Source organism: Vibrio sp. 10N.222.49.A3 (genome assembly GCF_041475145.1).
In the GTDB taxonomy this organism is placed as follows: Bacteria; Pseudomonadota; Gammaproteobacteria; order Enterobacterales; family Vibrionaceae; genus Vibrio; species Vibrio tasmaniensis_A.
The window spans coordinates 32,666-49,707 of record NZ_JBFRVM010000056.1 but is presented as its reverse complement, the minus strand read 5'-3'; the positions used below and the strand labels follow the sequence as shown (position 1 = coordinate 49,707).

Annotated in this window: 18 protein-coding genes; 4 read left to right on the top strand and 14 right to left on the bottom strand. The window is 45.7% G+C overall.

All coding sequences use genetic code 11. The features are described 5' to 3' along the window. Window positions 1-264: 264 nt before the first annotated feature. Window positions 265-738: an ATP-dependent Lon protease gene (locus AB4589_RS11850; RefSeq protein ID WP_372049459.1), complete on the bottom strand. Its 474-nt coding sequence runs from the start codon at window positions 736-738 to the stop codon at window positions 265-267. Between the two features lie 361 nt (window positions 739-1,099). Continuing rightward, the gene (bioH, locus tag AB4589_RS11845) at window positions 1,100-1,876 is read right to left on the bottom strand and encodes a pimeloyl-ACP methyl ester esterase BioH (RefSeq protein ID WP_009848011.1); all 777 of its coding nucleotides are present in this window, start codon (window positions 1,874-1,876) and stop codon (window positions 1,100-1,102) included. A 93-nt stretch (window positions 1,877-1,969) separates the two neighbouring features. On the opposite strand from bioH, the gene AB4589_RS11840 reads away from it, so the two are divergent. The 4 genes from AB4589_RS11840 (at window position 1,970) to cysQ (ending at window position 5,138) form a co-directional block, all read left to right on the top strand. After that, on the top strand, window positions 1,970-2,683 hold the full coding sequence (locus AB4589_RS11840; protein ID WP_372100567.1) for a ComF family protein: 714 nt from the start codon (window positions 1,970-1,972) through the stop codon (window positions 2,681-2,683). Window positions 2,684-2,753: 70 nt separating this feature from the next. Then, window positions 2,754-3,377 carry a Fe-S biogenesis protein NfuA gene (nfuA, locus tag AB4589_RS11835; protein ID WP_372100565.1) on the top strand — a complete coding sequence of 208 codons (624 nt, stop codon included), beginning with the start codon at window positions 2,754-2,756 and terminating at the stop codon, window positions 3,375-3,377. A gap of 345 nt (window positions 3,378-3,722) precedes the next feature. Continuing rightward, window positions 3,723-4,274 carry an ADP compounds hydrolase NudE gene (gene nudE / locus AB4589_RS11830; protein WP_009848014.1) on the top strand — a complete coding sequence of 184 codons (552 nt, stop codon included), beginning with the start codon at window positions 3,723-3,725 and terminating at the stop codon, window positions 4,272-4,274. Window positions 4,275-4,310: 36 nt separating this feature from the next. Continuing rightward, window positions 4,311-5,138 carry a 3'(2'),5'-bisphosphate nucleotidase CysQ gene (cysQ, locus tag AB4589_RS11825; protein ID WP_009848015.1) on the top strand — a complete coding sequence of 276 codons (828 nt, stop codon included), beginning with the start codon at window positions 4,311-4,313 and terminating at the stop codon, window positions 5,136-5,138. Window positions 5,139-5,259: 121 nt separating this feature from the next. Here the strand turns inward: cysQ and AB4589_RS11820 are convergent, their stop codons facing one another. From AB4589_RS11820 to gspC, 12 genes are all read right to left on the bottom strand, one after another. Further along, entirely contained in the window at window positions 5,260-6,039 is a 780-nt protein-coding gene (locus AB4589_RS11820; protein WP_372100563.1) for a type II secretion system protein N, read from the bottom strand. Between the two features lie 7 nt (window positions 6,040-6,046). Next, complete coding sequence (locus AB4589_RS11815) at window positions 6,047-6,529, bottom strand: type II secretion system protein M (protein ID WP_009848017.1); 483 nt, start codon at window positions 6,527-6,529, stop codon at window positions 6,047-6,049. Window positions 6,530-6,548: 19 nt separating this feature from the next. Continuing rightward, on the bottom strand, window positions 6,549-7,796 hold the full coding sequence (gene gspL / locus AB4589_RS11810) for a type II secretion system protein GspL (protein ID WP_371701504.1): 1,248 nt from the start codon (window positions 7,794-7,796) through the stop codon (window positions 6,549-6,551). Beyond that, window positions 7,765-8,814 (bottom strand): type II secretion system minor pseudopilin GspK, encoded by a 1,050-nt coding sequence (gene gspK / locus AB4589_RS11805; protein ID WP_371701502.1) that lies wholly within the window; start codon window positions 8,812-8,814, stop codon window positions 7,765-7,767. The genes gspL and gspK overlap by 32 nt, the downstream gene beginning before the upstream one ends. Beyond that, a complete protein-coding gene (gene gspJ, locus AB4589_RS11800) occupies window positions 8,798-9,565 on the bottom strand; it encodes a type II secretion system minor pseudopilin GspJ (protein ID WP_017099559.1) in 768 nt (255 codons plus the stop codon). Before gspJ ends, gspK begins: the two co-directional genes overlap by 17 nt. Then, window positions 9,552-9,941, bottom strand: a complete 390-nt coding sequence (gspI, locus tag AB4589_RS11795) for a type II secretion system minor pseudopilin GspI (protein ID WP_076667666.1) — start codon at window positions 9,939-9,941, stop codon at window positions 9,552-9,554. The genes gspJ and gspI overlap by 14 nt, the downstream gene beginning before the upstream one ends. Beyond that, on the bottom strand, window positions 9,928-10,521 hold the full coding sequence (gene gspH / locus AB4589_RS11790) for a type II secretion system minor pseudopilin GspH (RefSeq protein WP_102257545.1): 594 nt from the start codon (window positions 10,519-10,521) through the stop codon (window positions 9,928-9,930). Before gspH ends, gspI begins: the two co-directional genes overlap by 14 nt. A 100-nt stretch (window positions 10,522-10,621) precedes the next feature. Next, entirely contained in the window at window positions 10,622-11,065 is a 444-nt protein-coding gene (gene gspG / locus AB4589_RS11785; protein ID WP_009848023.1) for a type II secretion system major pseudopilin GspG, read from the bottom strand. A gap of 88 nt (window positions 11,066-11,153) precedes the next feature. Beyond that, window positions 11,154-12,374 carry a type II secretion system inner membrane protein GspF gene (gene gspF, locus AB4589_RS11780; protein ID WP_371707170.1) on the bottom strand — a complete coding sequence of 407 codons (1,221 nt, stop codon included), beginning with the start codon at window positions 12,372-12,374 and terminating at the stop codon, window positions 11,154-11,156. Between the two features lies 1 nt (window position 12,375). Next, complete coding sequence (gene gspE / locus AB4589_RS11775; protein WP_009848025.1) at window positions 12,376-13,878, bottom strand: type II secretion system ATPase GspE; 1,503 nt, start codon at window positions 13,876-13,878, stop codon at window positions 12,376-12,378. Continuing rightward, window positions 13,878-15,902, bottom strand: a complete 2,025-nt coding sequence (gene gspD, locus AB4589_RS11770; RefSeq protein ID WP_372100560.1) for a type II secretion system secretin GspD — start codon at window positions 15,900-15,902, stop codon at window positions 13,878-13,880. The genes gspE and gspD overlap by 1 nt, the downstream gene beginning before the upstream one ends. A gap of 41 nt (window positions 15,903-15,943) precedes the next feature. Further along, window positions 15,944-16,825 (bottom strand): type II secretion system protein GspC, encoded by an 882-nt coding sequence (gene gspC, locus AB4589_RS11765; protein WP_372100558.1) that lies wholly within the window; start codon window positions 16,823-16,825, stop codon window positions 15,944-15,946. Between the last annotated feature and the right edge of the window lie 217 nt (window positions 16,826-17,042).

The window sequence follows — 17,042 nt, the reverse complement described above, 5'->3', positions numbered from 1 at the left end:
GTTAACTCGTCTGCAAAACAGATATGCTTAAAACAGAAAACCTGCATCCCTTAGGGTATGCAGGTTTTTTTATTATGTGTTCAAAAGAGACATCGAAGCTTGGTTGTATTCTTCGTGCTTATACTCAAAATAATTGGAGTTGCAGCTAGGCAACCTTTTCCTTACAAAGGAATGAAGTTCAGCCCTATGAGCATAGAGGTTCTATGTGATTAGGGTGAACTTACGCAGTTAACAACGCTGCAGCTTCAAGTATGAAGAGTATAACTATAATACGACTAACATCTCTGACGGAGCATGAGGCGCAACAGCATGACCATAATGATATTTTATGACCTTACGTCGTTTCTCCATCTGTCCCTCCTGAATCGCCGCATCTAAAACATGCTTTGGCAGGCGGAAACGCATGGTATAGCCCTTTCCTTGATCAGCACTGTATGTTCTCAGAGCCAATAAGCTGAACAGCCTGTCAAAAGGATCTTGTGGCTTTTCATGGCTAACCGAATTGGCCTCTGACTCGTTCTCCATTTCATAACCTGGATGGTCTGAAGGATCCCAAGCCGACTGCTGCCTTCGTTTATCGTCCGGTTTTACCTTACGCTCTGCATTGGTTCTCGCCAATGCTACTGCGGGAGCAACAGGTTCTCGGACTCTATTATCACGCGCAACTTGCTCTGTTTGCACATTAACGGACGGGGCGATTAGTGGCACACTTACTGCAGTTGCAGGTGACACAATCATCGCGAACTCTCCTCAAGAATCGCCCATCACTGTTGCCATAACACTGTCGTACTGAGTCAGCACAACAGGCATAGCCCAACTTACCGCAATCAACTCATGAGAGAGTGAGGTCTGAGTATCATGCAATGCCTTGGTGTTATACCAATCGTAGTAAATAACTGCTCATCCTAGCTTGTTAAAATGCTCGATAACGGCGTTAGAACTTTTGACTGTAGAATAACTACTTATCAAAACTACTTGTCAAAAAAAAGCAGCCTTGTTCTCAAGCCTTTTTCCTACGCTATTTTTGAACACTTACTTACTTACTTACTGTGATTGGTATTAGGTTATATATCGACCAATCCGGCAATAAATTTAGTGATTATTTTTGCGCGAAGCTAACTAGTTCACTGCAAAAGGCATCGGCTTCTGTCATAAACGGCGCATGTGAAGACTGCGTGAATATATATTGCTCGGTATGAGGCAGCGCTCTACCCAGATCTTTTGCTACCTTGATTGGCACCAATCCATCCAGTCGCCCGTATAAACGCAACATAGGCACTGAAATCTCCGGCAGTTGTTCACGCAAGTCAACATCAGACAGCATCTTTAAGCCGGCTAATAAAGAATCAGGATTCGGAAGCGGACGAGACAGTACCGCTTGCTTGAGTTGTTTTACATCTTGCCTTGCAGAAGGGCTGCCCATGGCTTGCAGTGCCATAAAGCGTTCGATAGTAGTTTGGAAATCTTCAACCAGCTGTTCGGTAAATGCGCTTAATACGTTTGGCTGAATGCCTCGCCATAACACGGGTTCTTTTGCAGCGGCGAATTTAGGAGAACTGGCAACAGTCACCAATTTGCTTACGTAATCTGAGTGATGCAAAGCCATGTGTGTTGCGACCAAGCCACCCAGTGACCAACCGACCCAAATAGCCTGCTTTGGAGCTTCGGCCAACAGTTGCTGAGCTATCTCTTCAAGATCTTGAGCGTGGCAATGAGAACTGTGTCCATACCCAGGAAGGTCAACAACATGCACTCGAAAATCAGCTTCTAACGCATCAACGGTTTGTTGCCATACCGCACCGTTCATTCCCCAGCCGTGAACCAACACTAAATCAGGCCCTTGCCCAGAAACATGCCAATATAACGTGTCACTCATTCTCGATATTCCCTACTTTTTCCATCAGCGATAAACCGCGCTTTTCAGTATTGTGAGTAAAAGGAACACCATAACCCAAAAGCATCACGAGCTATGTTATCCGATTGGCTACAAAAACACACATCACGTCTGGTCACACCTCAATGCGACCTGTGTAAGCTAGATAAGTCGCACAGCGATACTCACCCTAGATGGTGTAATTCTTGTCTCAAACTCTTTGATCCAGTTCCTCGCTGCCAACGATGTGGTTTAAAAACGCTGCTCACAGTAGAGCAGTGTGGGCAATGTTTATCACAGCCTCCACCTTGGCATCGTCTCTATTGTGTTGGGGACTACACCTTTCCAACAGCACGTTACATTCAGCAAATGAAGTACGCCGATAAGTTTTGGTTTGCACGCGATCTGTCAAAGCTATTGGCCTCACGTATCGAGTATCCTGCTTCGATGATCACCAGTGTCCCTCTATATTGGCGTCGATACATTCACCGTGGCTTTAATCAAAGTCAGCTGCTCGCTAATTACACAGCTCAAGAACTTGGCGTTAAAGATGAGGTGCTGTTCCGTCGAATTCGCTCAACAGCTTCTCAGCAAGGGCTAACTAAATCCGCACGATTGCACAATCTAAAGAGTGCTTTTACGCTTCGAAAACAAGACTTTCAAGGAAACATCCCCTCTCACGTCGCGATAATTGATGATGTTGTAACCACCGGCAGTACTGTGTATCAATTATGCCAATTACTACTTGAAGTAGGTGTGAAAAGGATTGATATTTACTGCATCTGCCGCACTCCTGAGCCCTCTGGATAGAAGCTGTGAATCGCTACTTGTACAGCAATCCAACAAAAAAGGGCTGAAATACAAGTCTGACAGGAGTAGAATGGCGCTAATAACCTACAAATCTACTCAGGTATTCGTCGTGTCAAGTATTACTATTACAGAAACAGCTCAAACTCACTTTGCCAATCTGCTGTCACAGCAGCCTGAAGGTACAAACATTCGTGTGTTCGTGGTAAACCCAGGCACACAAAACGCTGAGTGTGGTGTTTCTTACTGCCCAACAGATGCTATCGAAGCGTCTGATACAAAACTGTCTTTCGAAGCATTCTCTGCATACGTAGATGAGTTAAGCCTGCCATTCCTAGACGAAGCTGAGATTGACTTCGTGACTGACAAAATGGGCTCTCAACTAACACTTAAAGCACCAAACGCTAAAATGCGTAAAGTATCAGACGACGCAACTCTGATAGAGCGTGTTGAGTATGCAATCCAAACCCAAGTGAACCCACAGCTTGCTGGCCACGGCGGTCACGTTAGCCTAGTAGAGATCACTGAAGAAGGTGCTGCTATCGTTGCATTCGGCGGTGGTTGTAACGGTTGTTCTATGGTTGATGTAACGCTAAAAGAAGGCATCGAGAAAGAACTTCTTCAACAATTCGAAGGTGAATTGACAGCCGTTCGTGATGCAACTGAACACGATCGCGGTGAGCACTCTTACTACTAATCATTTTTACTACTAGGCACTTTACAACTAAGTGCTCCTACGGCTAAGTACTCATACAGTCTTAGCCAGTAGGTAGTTAAAGATTCAATCAAAAGGTTGATGCGCAAGCATCAACCTTTTTTTGTGTTTAAAACAGCAGAAGCACTCCTGAACCGTATATTTCCCGTTCAATGCCAACAATAGTGAGGCGTTACCATTTGCAGTAAGGTATTCAAGTGATCGCAATCGGTTCCTGCTCCAATAATTCTAGGATATGAAAGCTAGGATCTAGGAACTCACCGTCATTTCCCCTATATTAGAATGACTTTATAAGAAAGAATTCCAATGAGTTAAGGAGTGAGCGCAATGACAAAAAGGACCAAACCAGAAATATTGGCTCAGCAAACTGTCGCTCAATCAAAACTGTTCTCTATCGAGTCTCTCGATTTACGCTTTTCAAACGGTGAAGAGCGCACTTACGAACGTATGAAGCCCAGCGGCCGAAACGCAGTCATGATGGTTCCGATTACTGAACAAGGCGATATTCTGTTAGTACGTGAATACGCTGCGGGTACAGAGCGCTATGAACTCGGCTTCCCAAAAGGTCTAATTGATCCAGGCGAACAACCAAATGAAGCCGCCGTTCGTGAACTAAAAGAAGAGATTGGCTTTGGTGCCAACAAGCTGACTCCTCTAAAAGAAGTGATCCTTGCACCCTCTTATTTCTCTAGCAAGATGACGCTGTTTATCGCAGAAGAGCTCTACCCAGAGAAACTAGAAGGTGATGAACCAGAGCCACTAGACATTGTGCGCTGGCCACTTGCTCAAGCCGAAGAACTGTTAACGCATCTCGACTTCTGTGAGGCTCGCAGTATTACCGCCCTACTATTAGCCCTTCGCGTATTAAACAATAATTAAAACAGTCAGAATCACTCGAAGAGTAAGAGAATATTTATGCCAATAACAAAAGATTTGTCTCACCTGCTGCCCTCTGTCATTGAGATTGCTCGCTCTGCTGGGCAACTGATCTTAGAGATCTACGAGAAAAAAGATTACGAAGAGTTTACCAAGAGTGATGATACGCCCGTCACTAGTGCTGATCTCGCCGCTCATAAACTGATCTCGAAAAAACTTAGCGAACTGACACCTGATATTCCGGTGTTATCGGAAGAAGCCGCTGATATCAGCCTAGAGCAACGTTCTCAATGGGATCGCTACTGGTTGGTTGACCCGCTGGACGGTACACAGGAGTTCATCGCACGAAGTGGCGATTTCGCGACAATCATTGCCCTAATCGAACACAACAAGCCGGTAATGGGCGTCGTGTACGCACCGGTTTCAGGTGTGAGCTATTACGCTTACAGTGGCAAAGGCGCTTGGAAGATCCCAGATCTTAATGACAGCGTTAAAATCAAAACGCATCGTCACGAGCTACCAAACCAATCGATCGCGATGGCAATCAGCCGTCGCCAAGACATCAATCGAATAACTAACCGTATGAGCTCTGCTTGGAACTACGACTTAGTTCCTCTTGGCTCTGCTGCGCTTAAGGCATGTTTAGTCGCAGAAGGTGCTGTGGACTGTTATCTACGTATTGGACCAACCGGAGAGTGGGATACCGCAGCAACCCAGTGCATTGTTGAAGAAGCTGGCGGACGAATCTTAAGTACCCAGTTAGAGCCGCTTTCGTACAATGAAAGAGAGACGCTTGAGAACCCGAACTTCATTGTACTTGGTGATGCTGACTTACCGTGGGCAGAAATCTTACAAGGTAAAGACTAGGCTTGTTTGCTCTCTTTAACCGTCAGATATCCTCTAGATTCTCAGAACAAATAAAACGGGCACCTCACTGAGGTGCCCGTTTTATTTATATTTCGTCGTTTAGTAACCCTTAACTATTTAGCTAAAAACGGCCTTGATAAGTAAATTGGTATTTACCTTGGCTATCAGGGTTGCCCAACCACTTAAGCTGACTCTGCATCGCAGGTGGGAATTCAGCGCCCGGCTTAAACCATGCAGCCGAGGTGTAGCTTTGATTTGGCGTTACGCTCGCAGAAAACTCACTATCAACTTGAGCACTCTTCTGATTACCTTTCGCTGAAACAGTGCTGTTTTCACAACTGATGTCAGCAATCACAGGGCCAAAATCTAACGAGCCAACCGGAGAATCAACCGCAGCGCCCGACCAAGCAAGCGTACCTTCACCCGATTGGCACCAAGGTTGAGCATGAACCGCATGTTTGATAGTCAGTTCAACTTGTCCTGCAATAGACACTGGCACAGGGATAGCAGGCGCATACTTCACCACGTTACTAGCTGGCATTGATGCCACTAAGTTTTCCGCGTAAGCACCACTCATGCTATACCCGATAAGCCCTTTACCAGATAAGTTCATGTCGCTGTTACGTCCAAAGCGAACCGCAAGTTCTACTTTGGCTTGGAATAGCTTAGAGAACTGGAAGTCCCACTGCACTGAGCCGTAATTGACACGCTGCCACGCAATATTGTTAGCGCGACCTTGCCAAACCGTACCCTCAACACCTTCAATGCTTAAACCACGTACAACGGGCGCATGTTTGAGAACAAAAGAAGCCGGCAAGTGCAGCAACAAACTTACCGAGAAAAAAACGATAAAGATGCTGCTAAATAACAAACCATACTTAAAAGATAAACCGCGTTTCACATTAACCTCATTTAAACTGTAGTCGGTTGACGTCAATAACCCCAAGGCTATCAGAGCGATCAATATCCATAAACTCAACCTCAACACCCTGCTTTTCTTTCAGGTATGTCAGCCAATCAACAAATTGATTAAATGGCAAAGGTTTAATCCACACTTGCAGCATCTCGCCACGTGGTTGCACTCGTATCAATTCAATCTTGAAGCGACGCATAGATGCGGGCACGGATTGATTCAGAGGCTGACTAGCACTAATGCCACCATTGCCTCTTAGTTCAACCACCTCATTGGCTTTATTGGTAACCCAAGCCAGTAGTTGCTTTTCACTTTGAATGCGACTCTGTGCCAGTTCAGCTCGCTGACTGAGGGGCTGTATTAGCCCCCAATAAATGATACCTACTACCAATAAAATTGAGCAACCAACGACTAATCGTTGCTCTCTTTGACTTATTGAAGTCCACCACGCTTGGAGTGGCTCAATTATATTTCTCATCACTGATCTCCTTACGCAGTTACTGACGGGGCTTAAGGGTAAAACTGCCAAATACGGCATCGCCATTACGGTTCAATGGCCCTTGTTCAACGGAAAACTTCTCTTCAAGTTTTACTTTAGCCGTCTCAAAATGTTGAAAATCAGCGCTTTTAGCTTGTAATCGAACTTCAGAGCGATTTCCATCATAGCGAATGCTTTCGACTTCGATCGATTTCACTTGTCCTAACGTTTCTGGTAGCAATGCTAACCAACCAAGTAAGGAGTCACCATCGCCTGAGCCACCGTATTTCTTAGCTTCGTCATTCATCTGACGTTTAAGGTAGCTTACTGTCGGAATTCGTTGTTTACCTGGCAGAACGGCTCTAAAGATACGCTCACTCTCCATGCGATAGGCTTGTGCTTGTGCTTCGTATTGCTGCACCTTCAACACTTGTTGAGTCACAATCACGGCCACCAGCAAGCAAGCAGCGATCGCCACCTTCTGCCATACACGCCAATATTTACTGAAAGAAGATTTGGTTTTAAAGGTGCCCGTCAGTAAATTTACGCCGCTTGTGATCGCTTGTTGGCTCAATAAGGACATCACCAATTCCGCAGGCTTTGCTTGCCATTCCATACCGCTTTGCTGCTGTACATCATCGCTCGGCATTGTGGTGTAGCTGAAGATAGTCGTAGGTTGCTCTTCGTCGTCAGCTACAACCCAATCACTTTGCAAAAACATCGCTAACCATGCTTCGCTGATTGATACGGCTTGATAGTTACCTTGACGTTGAGAGTGACCTTGGCGCAATAGCCAATGCTGGTCGATTTGCAACGCACTGATGCCTTGTTCTTCAACAGGCACGGATAGTGTATCTGGCAGCACCTTACGGAAAATAATATTGGCTTTGCGAAACTGGTCTAAAGCTTGTTTTAACCATTCGCGATCTACACCACACACAGTAGCGTGCGTTGCATCTTTATCTAAAATGGTTAGATGTAAGTCTTCGATATCTTGTGCCACTTCGTCTTCTAACAAAAATGGCAGCATAGAGTCGAACTGGCGAGCAGCACCTTTCGGAATTTCAACACGCTTAATTAAGCACTCATTTCCCGGCAATAAAGCGATACAGCTACGCTTTTCAGCGTAAGGCGTTAACTCATCAAGCTGATCCCAGCTAGACAGCTCACCACTTGCTATCACTTCTTGTTGGCTTGTCGACCAAACCAACCACTGCACTGGGCTTTGTGGCTCGCTACTCAGTCGAACGGTCAGAAACTCGCTCACGGATTCCTCCAAAACGACGGCGTACTACCGTCACTGTTTCTCTATTACTACTATAGAAAAGCGTTCGTATACGTACACGAGACTGCTCAACTAATACCTCTGCATCTAGCTCAAAATAGGCGCTATCTACAGTTAAATATGCTTTCGCTTGTTTGCTGACTTCAGCACTCACACCAACAATAGCAGGCTCAGCCATAAACGCATCCACCGAATCCCAGCCATCAAATGGGCGCTTGTCTATCAGCTGTTTGGCGTCTGATTCACTTAGACCGGGTGCAAACATTGCTTCCAGTAAAGATGCCTGCTTTTCCGAGATGGTATTCACGTTTAATCGGAAATCATCAGTGGGCAAAGCACAAATAAATGGATGTACCTTTTCCATTGCCTCACCAGAGACCTGATAAACGGCTCGCAGCTCCGATTCATCTGCTATTAAGCCATTCGCCGCCAAATAAGCTGGCTTCATCGCCTCATAAGTGCTGTCTTCTACACCCGTAGAAGAGGTGGCTCGAGTATCAGAGTCCAGAAATTCCCAACTTGAATTTGCGATAACCTCAGCCTGATAAGGATCCACATCTTGGTTTTCCAGTAAGGTTTGCCAAACCTTCACTAAATAAGGGGTTTGGTTACTTGATGTCGTCGTAATCCCAGCGAGCGCATTAAGATTGAAACAAGCCTGTGCATCAACGATACGCCCTTTAACTTGGCCATAATCCAATGGGTACACCTGCTCTTCTAACGCCCATGGCTGGCTTAAGTTCACCGTATCACTATCTTTATAACTTTGCCTAATACCGTCTTGGACAAGCGCTTCTACACCAATGCTATACCAGTAAGCCTGTTGGTAATTCAGTTGATTGCCAACGCGCTTGAATTGCGTAAACAGACGTTCCGACATACTGCCAGCTATGGTTGCCATGATCGCCAAAAGCATCAGAATAATGATCAGCGCGACACCACGCTGCTTACGCCCCACAGCCGACCTTGTCAGTGCAGGCTTATTAGTTTGATGAATCATTATTCCCCTCATTACTGCCTGAAGAGTCACTGTTTGAAGAATCATCGACCTGATCTAAGGCGCCACTTGGTGTGAGATAAACACGTTCTATCTCACCGTAATCTTTCAGTGTCAGCTTAAGTCTCACCGCTTTAGGCAGTGATTTATCGGTTTGCCACTCTTTGCCCCAGCGGCTTCCGTCATAAAACTCGAACTCCAGGTTCTCAACATCATCAAGCAGAGGAGTAATCACACCTTGTTGGCCGGCAGGTGTATCGGGGTAACGCCACCATACACGCTCAAGCGTTTCCTCTTTTATGCGGTAGCCTACTTTGGTGACTTCTCCGCGAGGGAACTGCTGCTGTGGATTGTGCCAACCAAGGCGAGTAAACATAATGCCAACACTGTCGGAATCCAGTAAATACTCTTTCATTAGGATCAGCTTAGATGATGCTTCTTCACCATTGGTACGAAATTGTCGTACCGCCATCTGGCGAAAATCATTATCTAAAATGACTAAACTGCGTTGCAGTTGATTTAAACGAGCACTGCGCTCAATAGAGAGTTCATTGCTTCGTTGGACCTGATTTACCACCTGATAAGCCGCCATGCTTAACGTGGAAAAGATGGCAATCGAGACCAAAACTTCGATTAAAGTAAAGCCTCTCCCTTTTGAAGATAGACCTTGTTTACGAGGCTCTCGCTTATTGGCGGACATGCTCTCGCTTGGCGACTTGCTCTTAGCTAACGACACGCTTTTAATTGACCACATAACTGCGCACCGTGACCACTGGAGAAGCTTTCTTACTGGTTGCTGCACTCACATCAAACGCCTTTAATAAATTATCGCTGGTATCGATGGGAGTCACCTTCCAGAACCACTCTCTTCCCGCTAACTCTTGCGTGCCCTGCGCTTTTTTAAGCTTCTCAGGATGCAGCATGACTAAGGCCATCTGGTTATCAACAACCATCGCCGCGAAGGTTTTTTCTTCTAAATAACTGAGCGTATTGATGTGCTGGGTGACAGCACGAATCACACTGATCGCCGCCGTAGCGAAGATAGCCAGCGCAACTAATACTTCAAGCAGTGTCATTCCTCGAGAACCAAGAGGCATACCACGAGAAGGAGAACGGTTATTCCTCTTCATCTTCTTCTCCCGGCTCTAGCAGTCGAATCACACCATTATCCAACACGCGAATACGCCAACCATCTTGTATGGTGTCTCCGGTATTTGGATAAAACGACAATACAAATGGCGTCATTTCAGCACTCGACAAAATGTATATCTGAGGTGGCTTGGGCTTTTTTGTCTCTTCAAGATCCGCAAACATATCTTCATCAAACAAGCTTCCGGGATTGAACAAACGATCATCGTCTTCCCATGCGCCACCACCTAAAGTCAGTGACAACGCGAGTTCTTCCGGTAATTCAGTTGAAGAGGGGATTTTTTCAAATTCGACTTCTTGCCAACCTTCTGACTTAAGCGCCATCAGAACGTACGTCGATTTCTTTTCATCGACACGAACGCCAAAATCCAAGCCACTCAAAATAGCCTCTTCATTGAGTAATTGAACTCGTTGATAGAAGCTTTGAGCGTATTTTTTAGCGACATCTTTGCTATTGGTCGGAATAGTCGCGATCACCGCGACCGCCGTTACTGACAGTAATACCAACACCAAAAGAATCTCAATCAAGGTGAAACCTGGCTGTGTTTGCTTAGTTTTCACCTTGTAGACTCCATCTGTATACGTCTTACCATCAATAACGTATCAACTAACACGAACTGTTCAATCAACAGGAACTTATCAAGCGACAATAAACCGAAGCTTATTGGAAATCTTGCATGTTCCAGTTACCGATATCCGCAGCGATACCTTCACCACCTTCTTGGCCGTCAGCACCAAGCGTAAAGATATCGATAGTACCGTTATCACCTGGGCTTAGGTATTGGTACTCATTGCCCCATGGGTCGTTAGGCAGACGCTTAATGTAGCCACCGTCACGGTAGTTACGAGGCTCTGGACTGCTTGGCTTAGAAACCAATCCATCAAGGCCTTGATCCGTTGTTGGGTAAACACTGTTATCCAGTTTGTACATATCTAGCGCGTTCTCTAGCGCCACGATATCCGTGATGGCTTTCTGTTGATCCGCCTTCTCTTTGTTACCCAAAAGGTTAGGAACAACAAAGCTAGCTAAAACACCAAGAATAACCACCACAACCATCACTTCCAATAGAGTAAAGCCTGACTGTTTTTTCATTTTATTTTTCATTATTTTCTCCAAATTACAGATAGCGAGTTGACGGTAATAATGCCCTTCTTCTCGATAATCCAAAAACTAACGCCTGATGAGCAGTAGGTTAACCACTCATTAAATTGTTCATTTCAAGCATTGGCATCAGTGTCGCCATCACGATAAACAGCACCAAACCGGCCATCAACGCGATAAGCGCTGGGGTGAAAATGCCTAACGCGATATTGACCGTCGACTCAAAGCTTTGGTCTTGGTTGTCTGCCGCTCTTGTCAGCATCTGTTCCAACTGACCACTCTGCTCACCACTGGCAATCATATGCAGCATCATCGGTGGAAAGAGTTTGGTTTGATCCAACGCTTTACGTAGGCTTGCGCCTTCTCTAACGCTGTCTGAAGCCTGTAATACTTGTTGTTTCACATGTTGATTCGACATCACATCAACCGCGACCTTCATCCCTTCAAGGATTGGAATCGCACTCGAGGTACAAATTGAGAGTGTTCGTGCAAAACGAGAGGTATTGATCCCTTTCGCAATCTTGCCGATCAGCGGAATACTTAATAGTTTGCGATCCCAGTTCATGCGAACACCCGGCTTTTTTAGCGCGGTCTTAATCAACACAATCACACCAATGATCAACAACAGTAATTGGATGCCCCAATTCTGGATAAATTCACTCGATGCCAATAAAAATTGTGTCGACTGAGGAAGCTCTTGGCCCATTTGGATAATAGGCTCGACGATCTTAGGTACCACGGTTGCCAACAGGAACGAAACAATCGTCACCGCAAACACCACCAGCACCACAGGGTAGATCATCGCTTGTAGCAGCTTAGAGCGCATCTTCTGACGATTTTCTGCGTAATCGGCCAGTCGCTCCAATACCGCATCTAAGTGACCAGACTTCTCACCCGCCGCAACCATGGCCCTAAACAGTTCATCGAAGATGTATGGATAATCAGACAAGCTATCCGCTAGCGAGTAACCTTCTGTCACTTTAGATCGGACTGCCAGTAACATAGTTCGAATACGTGGCTTTTCAGACTGCTCAGCGACCGCTTTCAAGCACTCTTCTAGCGGCATGCCTGATTGAACGAGCGTGGATATTTGACGAGTAATCAACGCAAGATCTGGCGTACTGATACCACGCTTAAAGCTGGTCGAAGGCTGAGTACCTTTCGCATTTTTCGCCTTAGCTTCGGTCATCTCAACCGGCATTAAACCTTGTTCTTTTAAACGTTGGCGAGCCTGACGAGCATTATCCGCTTCAATCGAGCCCTTTTTGCTCTTACCTTTGGCATCCAGCGCTTTGTATTCAAATGCCGCCATACTAGACTTCCTTAGTCACTCGCATCACTTCTTCTAAGGACGTTACCCCTTTCAGAACTTTGCTCAAGCCATCATCTCGAATACTTGGGGTTGTGCCACGAATCGCTTTCTCAATTGCCTGTTCTCCAGCTTCACTGTGAATCAGCTCTTGTACCGAATCGTCAATCATCAGTAGCTCATGAATACCGGTACGACCTCGATAACCTTTATGGCCACACTCTTCACAACCTTTTGCATGGTAAAGTGTGAGGCTCTCTTTCTTCTTCATACCAAACAGCTTTTTCTGTTCTTTATCGGCTTCGTAAGGTTCTTTACAGTCGTTACACAGAGTACGAACCAAGCGCTGAGCCAAAACACCCAGCAGAGAAGAAGAGATCAAGAAAGGTTCAATGCCCATATCACGCAGACGCGTGATCGCACCGATTGCCGTATTGGTGTGAAGAGTCGACATGACCAAGTGACCCGTCAAAGAGGCTTGAACAGCGATCTCAGCAGTCTCTAAATCACGGATCTCACCAATCATTACCACATCGGGATCTTGACGAAGAATCGCACGTAAGCCGCGCGCAAAGGTCATATCAACCTTAGGGTTTACCTGTGTTTGACCAATACCATCAATATCAAATTCGATTGGGTCTTCAACGGTAAGGATGTTGCGTTCGTTACTGTTGAGTTCTTGCAGGCCAGCGTACAAGGTCGTTGATTTACCCGAACCCGTAGGACCGGTAACCAAGATAATACCGTGTGGGCGCTGAATAAGTTTACGGAAGTTCTCGTGGTTCTCTGCCGTCATACCCAAACTGTGTAGATCTAGGCGAGTGGCGTTTTTATCCAACAGACGCATTACCACACGTTCACCGTGTGAAGAAGGCATGGTAGATACACGCACATCAACCGCTCGGCCACCGATACGTAGAGAAATACGACCGTCTTGTGGCACGCGTTTTTCCGCAATATCCAGCTTAGCCATAACCTTGACACGCGAAACCAACAGCGGAGCCAACTTACGGCTTGGTGCTAATACATCGCGCAGCACACCATCAATACGGAAACGGATCGACAGTGACTTTTCGAAGGTTTCGATATGAATATCCGAAGCGCCTTCTTTAATCGCCTCACCCAACATCGCATTAATTAACTTGATGATCGGTGCGTCGTCTTCTGATTCAAGCAAGTCTTCGTCTTGTGGCAACTCTTCCGCTAACGAGAAAAAGTCGTCATTGTCGGCACCAATATCTTCCATTAACTGTCGAGCTTCCGACGAGTCACGCTGATACGCGTCCGTCAGTTTTTTATCAAATTCGTCTGCGCTGATCGCTTGTGGCGTGAAGCCATTTTTCACAACACGGCTCACTTCAATGATCGCCGCCGATTTCAGAGGTTCAACATAATAAAGTACTGGCGCGCGCTCCGGGTGCTGATATTCCAACACCATCTTGTAGCGATTCGCAAAGCTAAACGGCAAGCGCTGATAAGTACGTGCCGCCCCTACCAATTCAGCCATTATTCTGCTTCCATTTGATCGATGAAGGCTTGGATTTCAGCAGGATGATTCATGCTATCGCCAAACTTAGGAAGTACTGGAATATTATCGTTATCCATCAGTTTCAAGCCTTGCTCTGCCTTGTACAGTTGCTCAGCACGGATAAAGTTGTATTTGCGTTGTGTGATACCATCTGCAGTCATGCCATCCCGAATAATGGTTGGCTTGATAAATACCATTAGGTTCTTTTTCTCAACCTGAGTACTGGTTGATTTGAACAGGTGTCCAAGAACAGGAATATCACCCAAGAATGGGACCTTAGACTCACTCTCCAGTGCACGCTCGTCAATCAAGCCCCCCAACACCAGCATTTGACCATCTTGAACAATCACTGACGTATTTAGCTGACGCTTAGCAAAACGAACATCTACGGCCCCGTTTGCCCCTAATACGTTCGATACTTCTTGTTCTATTTGCAGTTGAACCGAGTCACCTTCATTGATTTGTGGCACCACTTTAAGCTTGATGCCCACTTCTTTACGTTCAACCGTTTGGAATGGGTTGTCGTTACTTGAACCCGCTGTCGAACCGGTTAAAACAGGAACCTCTTCACCAACGATAAACGACGCTTCGCCGTTATCCATCACCGTAATACTTGGAGAAGACAGAATGTTTGAGTTTGAATCGGTTGCTACCGCACTGATCAAGGCAGTCCAGTCACCCATGACCACGCTCATAGCTGCACCATTAACACCAGACAGTGCAGAAGCCAAGGTTGAATAGTCACCCTTTTTTGTCGTGGTTTCATTACGTAGGAACTTATTATCCTTATTGTAAATAGCTTTAGTTGTTGTCGAGTCTTTTGCTTCTTCTAGACCTACCATCACACCGCCAATCGATGCACCGGTATTGCTGTACTGAATCATGGCACCCGTTTCTAGGTTGCCCCACTGCACACCTAGGTTAACGCCGTCACCTTCTGCCATTTCAACAATTAAGGCTTCAATCAAAACTTGAGCACGACGGATATCGAGTTGAGCGATCACGTCTTGCAGCGCGTTCATGATGTCTGGCTGTGCGGTAATCACCAACGAATTAGTATCACTATGAGCGGAAATCATCACTTGGTTTCGCTGCGATGAACTGCCTTTAGTTGATGTTTGTTTCTCTGATTGCAGATTGTCAGACACGCCTTTCAGCACATCGACTAAGTCTTCCGCTTTTGCGTATTTAAGGTAGATAACTTGGTTGTTACCCTTAGTCGCCATTTCCACATCAAGCTGTTCAATCAACTTTCTTAAACGACTGCGTACTTTAGGGTCGCCTGAGATAAGAATTGCATTGGTACGCTCATCGGCAACTAATTTAGGCTGTAGGAAGGCAGGGGTGTTTTTAGCATCTGTGGTTTTGCTTAACGCATCAACAATACGTACCATTTCTGCCGCAGAGGCATTCTTTAGCTCAACGACTTCAATCTCTTTATCACCCGCTTGGTCAACACGCTTGATGATTTCAGCTAAACGGTTTACTACCGCCGCTCGGCCTGTAATAAGGATGATGTTGGCTGGGTCGTAGTGCACAACGTTACCCGCGCCTGCATTGTCGTTTAGTTGACGAAGCAGAGGAGAAAGTTCACGCACCGAGACATTACGAACCGTCACAACACGTGTCACCACGTTGTCGCCTTTGATCGTATCACTGTCTCCAACGACTGGAATTGCCGATGTTTTCGAATCCTTGGCCTTGATGATCTTAAGAACACCCGAGTCCATTTCGACAACCGCGTAGCCATACACTTCCAATACGTTTAGGAAGAAGCTGTAATATTGCTCTTCATTGAGTACGTCGTAGCTGCGTACATCGATTTTTCCGCGCACCGAAGGGTCAACGATGATCGTCTTCTCTAGGTTACGACCAACAATATTAATAAACTCTTGAATATCAGTGCCTTTAAAGCTGGCACTAAAATCACTCGCGATGGCTGCGGGTGTGCAGATTAAGCTTCCTGCCAATAACCATGCACTTTTCTTAAACCAATGCTTCACGTACTTCTCCTACACTTTCGTCCTTCGTTAGACGCAAAGTTTTAAAATTCAATAAACACTTCATGTTGTTGACCATCTCTCTCGACGACGAGGTTTAGCTCTGTCAGCTCTGAGATAGAACGGAATATGTTGCCCATAGCAGCAGGGTCTGTCAGGTCTTGTCTATTTAACTGAGTGGCAATATCTCCGTTTTGGAGCCCAACAGAGTTAAAAAGTTCTGAATCTTTGCCAGGGCTCACACGATAACCAATCACTTTATCGTCGCGTTTCACCTGAGACAGTCGAACATATTGGAAGATTTGTTGCGGATCTTTCATTATCTTCGCTTTAATTTCATCTAGCTTTTGCTCTGCTGAAGCAGGGTTATTACCACGAACCGAAGAAGAAGCGCGAGGTGGCGCAGGGGCTGAGACAGCTAAACGCTTGTACTCAATACCTTCAAGCATCAAGGTTTCGTCTCGACCTGAGTTATCAATGATAACGCGATCGATTAATACCGCTTTTAACTTGGCTCGAGTGCCTTCAATCTCTTCATTAATTCCGTAGGTCGCTTGCGTGCCGCGATTGGCGATCACCGCTAAGCTCAGTTTTGGATTCGAGCTCGCTACTGCACCCACTAAAACGAGATTTAATCGCGTCTTAGGCGCATCTTGGATAACTTGCTGTTCAACCACTGCGGGCGTGCTTGGGTTGTAAGCACCAAACATGTTGCTCTGCTGCAAAGAAGAGATATCAAGGGTCGATTGAGGTGCTGAAGATGATGAAGCGGTTGCTGCCCAAGGCGCGACAGTTTGCTCAGCAGGTTCGATAAACCATGCAAGCTGTCCTAAAATCCATGCGGAAGCTGCAATCAATACACAACAGATCGCTAAGCTTAGTTTCTGCTGAAGTACAAATCCATTCTCTAATAAGCGGCTCAACATAGGAGAATTCCCTACGCGATTTTTGAGCTCTAAAAAGTTCACTTTCCTAGTCCCTTTTCATGACGACAAACGCTGCAAATCATTAAACTTTCAGCTTTTTTATTCATTCGTTCGATACCAAGCTTATTTAAGCAATAAGATCCTGAACTATATCATAGCAAATCGATAAATCGGCATAACATGGCTATTTTGTATTATGACTTGAAAAAAATGCTAA

What these genes read in the sequence shown, in the direction of transcription:
- AB4589_RS11840 (WP_372100567.1), top strand. Translation starts at nt 1,970, where the DNA reads ATGTTATCCGATTGGCTACAAAAACACACATCACGTCTGGTCACACCT.
- gspC (WP_372100558.1), bottom strand. Translation starts at nt 16,825, where the DNA reads ATGTTGAGCCGCTTATTAGAGAATGGATTTGTACTTCAGCAGAAACTA.
- nfuA (WP_372100565.1), top strand. Translation starts at nt 2,754, where the DNA reads ATGGCGCTAATAACCTACAAATCTACTCAGGTATTCGTCGTGTCAAGT.
- bioH (WP_009848011.1), bottom strand. Translation starts at nt 1,876, where the DNA reads ATGAGTGACACGTTATATTGGCATGTTTCTGGGCAAGGGCCTGATTTA.
- nudE (WP_009848014.1), top strand. Translation starts at nt 3,723, where the DNA reads ATGACAAAAAGGACCAAACCAGAAATATTGGCTCAGCAAACTGTCGCT.
- gspG (WP_009848023.1), bottom strand. Translation starts at nt 11,065, where the DNA reads ATGAAAAATAAAATGAAAAAACAGTCAGGCTTTACTCTATTGGAAGTG.
- gspJ (WP_017099559.1), bottom strand. Translation starts at nt 9,565, where the DNA reads ATGTGGTCAATTAAAAGCGTGTCGTTAGCTAAGAGCAAGTCGCCAAGC.
- gspK (WP_371701502.1), bottom strand. Translation starts at nt 8,814, where the DNA reads ATGATTCATCAAACTAATAAGCCTGCACTGACAAGGTCGGCTGTGGGG.
- AB4589_RS11850 (WP_372049459.1), bottom strand. Translation starts at nt 738, where the DNA reads ATGATTGTGTCACCTGCAACTGCAGTAAGTGTGCCACTAATCGCCCCG.
- cysQ (WP_009848015.1), top strand. Translation starts at nt 4,311, where the DNA reads ATGCCAATAACAAAAGATTTGTCTCACCTGCTGCCCTCTGTCATTGAG.
- AB4589_RS11815 (WP_009848017.1), bottom strand. Translation starts at nt 6,529, where the DNA reads ATGAGAAATATAATTGAGCCACTCCAAGCGTGGTGGACTTCAATAAGT.
- gspE (WP_009848025.1), bottom strand. Translation starts at nt 13,878, where the DNA reads ATGGCTGAATTGGTAGGGGCGGCACGTACTTATCAGCGCTTGCCGTTT.
- gspI (WP_076667666.1), bottom strand. Translation starts at nt 9,941, where the DNA reads ATGAAGAGGAATAACCGTTCTCCTTCTCGTGGTATGCCTCTTGGTTCT.
- gspF (WP_371707170.1), bottom strand. Translation starts at nt 12,374, where the DNA reads ATGGCGGCATTTGAATACAAAGCGCTGGATGCCAAAGGTAAGAGCAAA.